General features: G+C 36.2%; 2 protein-coding genes. One reads left to right on the top strand and one right to left on the bottom strand.

Features of this window, described 5'->3' with window-relative positions; translation table 11 throughout:
• Positions 1 to 242: 242 nt before the first annotated feature.
• Positions 243 to 596 carry an XRE family transcriptional regulator gene (locus ACFILL_RS09330; RefSeq protein ID WP_273791732.1) on the bottom strand — a complete coding sequence of 118 codons (354 nt, stop codon included), beginning with the start codon at positions 594 to 596 and terminating at the stop codon, positions 243 to 245.
• An 87-nt stretch (positions 597 to 683) separates the two neighbouring features.
• On the opposite strand from ACFILL_RS09330, the gene ACFILL_RS09325 reads away from it, so the two are divergent.
• Entirely contained in the window at positions 684 to 923 is a 240-nt protein-coding gene (locus ACFILL_RS09325; protein ID WP_273791731.1) for a DNA-binding transcriptional regulator, read from the top strand.
• Positions 924 to 1,017 lie beyond the last annotated feature (94 nt).

The raw sequence follows: 1,017 nt of genomic DNA, 5'->3' as shown, positions 1-1,017 counted from the left end.
CAGAATTTATAAACACTGGTTTATTCACAAATGCCTCCATACTGCCTATTGGCAAAAGTTATTTTCTAAGATATGGAACATATGTATGCGCATATTGCACATATGTCAACAATAAAATGTGCAATATGAACATATTTAGTGAGTATTATATTATTTTGGGATATATAAAATGGATGATATTGATAACCTTATAATGGAGGCAGTGAATAAGCTTAGTATAGATAAAAAAAGAAGGTTAATTATTATTCTTCGTCTTTTAGAGTATCTAAAATGCGAAGAAGCCACTGCTTTTTTTCAGGAGATATATTTTTTAGAGCGTTAAAAACTTCTTCTTGAAGTTCGCGGTCTGAAAGAGCAGTTGTAGATTTTGTTTTTATCCCCTGTCCTTCACCAGTCAATAACCAACCTGTACTTACGTTAAAAGCTTTTGCGTATCGACTTGCGGCTTTATTGATGCCGCGAACTCCTTGTTCATGTTGTATATAAGTGTAATATGGCCAGCCGTAATATTGAGCTGCGGCTCGGGCAGATTTAAATCCTTTGGCAATTCTTGCTTCTGTTAAGCGTATAGCTTGGTCGGGTTTTTGTTCTTGCATTCTGACAACTCCTTTCCATTCATAATGCACATATTATATGTGCTTTTCGACTTGACTTTTTTCTGTGCACATTGCACACTTAATTTTATGAATAAGATAGAAGCAAAAAAAATACGCAAACGCCTTAATCTTACGCTGGACGAAATGGCAGCGTTATTAGGCGTTAACAAATCAACAGTATGGCGTTGGGAAAAATATGGTGTTCCTTCAAGAGGGGCAGTGGCTTATCTTTTAAAATCTTTATGCGATCAAGAGCAACACCCCCCATTGTCGAAAATTAGCAAGAGCTGCGGTGTTGATCACACCGGAGAAACTTTACAGCATTAAGGAGATAAAGATGGCTTTAGAAAAGAAATATGAATTCACGGATGAGACACGTGTTTTTGGTAATCACACACTTCATCGTATTAAAGCCTTAAGA

Origin of the sequence: Bartonella sp. AP20NXHL (assembly GCF_042196165.1) — a bacterium.
Classification (GTDB): Bacteria; Pseudomonadota; Alphaproteobacteria; order Rhizobiales; family Rhizobiaceae; genus Bartonella.
The sequence above is the reverse complement of the archived record's forward strand: the minus strand, read 5'-3'. Positions and strand labels throughout refer to the sequence as shown.

Bases quoted from the DNA above. Each gene is read 5' to 3' on its own strand.
- ACFILL_RS09330 (WP_273791732.1), bottom strand. From the start codon at position 596: ATGCAAGAACAAAAACCCGACCAAGCTATACGCTTAACAGAAGCAAGA.
- ACFILL_RS09325 (WP_273791731.1), top strand. From the start codon at position 684: ATGAATAAGATAGAAGCAAAAAAAATACGCAAACGCCTTAATCTTACG.